Annotated in this window: 2 protein-coding genes (1 of these 2 only partly in view); one reads left to right on the plus strand and one right to left on the minus strand. The window is 40.2% G+C overall.

The window, feature by feature from the left end; all coding sequences use genetic code 11:
- Positions 1 to 5 precede the first annotated feature (5 nt).
- Entirely contained in the window at positions 6 to 1,403 is a 1,398-nt protein-coding gene (locus FHG67_RS16480; RefSeq protein ID WP_036074956.1) for an ArnT family glycosyltransferase, read from the minus strand.
- 274 nt (positions 1,404 to 1,677) lie between these two features.
- Here FHG67_RS16480 and FHG67_RS16485 point away from each other — a divergent pair, with 274 nt between their 5' ends.
- Positions 1,678 to 2,500, plus strand: partial view of a helix-turn-helix transcriptional regulator gene (locus FHG67_RS16485; protein ID WP_036074918.1) — the 5' portion only. The gene runs 122 nt beyond the window's last position; 823 of the gene's 945 nt are visible here — the first part of the coding sequence; it begins with the start codon at positions 1,678 to 1,680; its stop codon lies beyond the right edge, outside the window.

A 2,500-nucleotide genomic window follows, 5' to 3' on the forward strand; every position in this document is an offset into this window, starting at 1 on the left:
CGGATTCAGATCGTTTTATCTCTACGATTATTCTGAATCCACAGATAGCTCAATGATAATATCGGCAGTAAAAAAATTCCAATCCAGACCCAATTTACGACGACCTTCCAAGATGAATTAGTATCCGTCCAGGACGGCAGATAAGAAAGAATTTTCTCCGGAAAAAAGCCGGGTCTTTTTTGAGGGTCAGTCTCCATTACGTGGTATAAAGAACTCGTATAATCAAACCAATATTTTCCGATCCAAATTTGATAAGCGACACAAAGGATGAAAATTGCCCAAGCTATTCTTCTTGAAATAGAACTTAGCATTTTCCAACCTGCGAGAAAAGGAAGAAAAAATAAAACCGCAGAACTCCACTGGAATCTACCCGGAAGAGAAAGACATCCGTAGGAACAAGGGTGTCCCGCATTCAACCCAAGTTGTAAAATCAATACGAACAGGAAAAGAATTCCGATTCGCTTTAAATCCTTATCTCGAATAAGGAAAAAAATTCCTAAGATTCCAGGAATCCAGACCATAGGATTTTGAAAAAAGAGTCCCTGATTCCGGTCCATAAAAAGACCCGAAAAGACCGTAACCCAATGGAAAAAATTTAGATCGAACGTGGGCGGAGAATTTTTTTCGCCATAAGGACCGATAATCGACCCAAACCATAAAAAGTTACAAACCAAACAAGAGAATACGAACACAAGAGTAGTTCCGAGGAAAATTTCTTTGGATTTCAGGTCCGCTTCCTTTTTGCAAAGAACCCAAAAAAGGACGAGCGTTGCAACCGGCAGATTTTTTGCATGAAACCAAGCCAAACATCCGCACCCCGCTCCGCATGCAAAATACAGAATATTCCTATTTTTGAATGTTTTTTTCGTTTCCAACATAAATAGAATCGTGAATACGAAAGTCAGTAGAATTCCAGTAGGTAGATCCGGAAATATTTGCCCCGCGGCCATGGGAAACGGAAGACTAACGGAATAAAAAACCGCGGTTATGGCAGCCTCTTCCGGCGAAAGACGAAAGATTTTACCCAATTGATAGAATAAAAAAGGAATAAGCCCCGCCAAAAGAGCGAGACTAATACGAGCTCCGGTAATTCCGAAAATCGAATATCCGATCAACGCGACGCACGACGTTCCGATCGAATGAATGCTGTATAATTTTCCGTCTTTTGCAATCGTATGATTTTCCACATCGACCGGACCAATGATTTTTTTAGTATTCCGATCCTCCTCGTAGTTATTTTTGAGATTGAAATCCCCGTCTTTTCGAATACTTTCCGAGATCATTAGATAATGAGGCTCGTCTCCGGTAATCGGAATTCTCTTTTTTTTCTCCCAACTCAGGACGATTCCGACGTAATACAAAACCGGCAAGCAGAGTAGAAAGAATAATATTAGCTTTCGCATCTCCGAAAGAATTTCTTCTTGTTTCAAATTGTCAATCAGGATGCTTCTCGAACTTCCTTCAGAGTTTTACCCCAATCCAATCCGAACGTTCCATGACACAAGTTTCCTGAAATATTGAAACAATAAAAAAGACTCAAATTGCGAACTTAAACCCGATATTTCCATTCTTAACTCTAAAACATAAAACGATAACTTGAAGCGGACTTTATGGTAAATAAGAAATACCACACATTTCCGGTTTACAGAATGTGCGGAGTTTTTACTTTTGAGATTCATGAATCCAAGCACGGTTCGACTGAATTTCAAATTGAATCTAATTCGCCACCTTCGAGACGGTAAGAGAATGACTCTCGAAGAGCTCGCCAGCGTAACCGGAATTAATAATCGAAAAGATTTAAAAGAACAGTTGGGAGAACTTTTCTTTCTCGGAGCGACTCCTCACATTGCCGACTTGATTCAAGTCGATTACGACTCAGAAACAGACACTTTCGGTTTGATTCTACCGTTTCGTTTTGACTCCAGTTTGCGTCTGAGTATTCGAGAATGGTTGGCTCTCAGAAAAATTTTAGAGGAAGTTACGGAAACAAGCTCCGATCCGCAGACAAATTCAACCGCTCGAAAAATACTAAAGAAAATCGTTTCGATTGTTCCGGTTGCCGGGCAGGAAGCGCTTTCAAGTTACAAAACCGATATTCAAGAAGCGATTCGAAACGAAAAGTCTCTGAACCTTGAATACCAATCCAGAACAGGAGAGAAACCCACTCGAAGAAAAGTGGACCCCTGGTTTCTATTTCATTCTTTAGAAGATTATTTATTAGGATATTGTCATAAACGAAACGCCCCCCGGAATTTTCGTCTGGACAACATTCTTTCTTTAAAAATCAGTTCGGATCCGATCTCGCAACCGGCCGGTCAAAAAAAATCGGAATACATCCGTGAGTTCGAAGAGTTTCGAAAAAATCGAGAGAATTCGTCCGGAATCGCAGAAATCTGGCATACTAAGGAAGTGTATTATAACCTAAACCGTAAGCTCGATTTAGAAAGAACCGACGAAACAAAAAAGCTGAATCATGTCGTTTATTATTTATCCAAGGCAA

The sequence above is a fragment of the Leptospira weilii genome, assembly GCF_006874765.1.
In the GTDB taxonomy this organism is placed as follows: Bacteria; Spirochaetota; Leptospiria; order Leptospirales; family Leptospiraceae; genus Leptospira; species Leptospira weilii.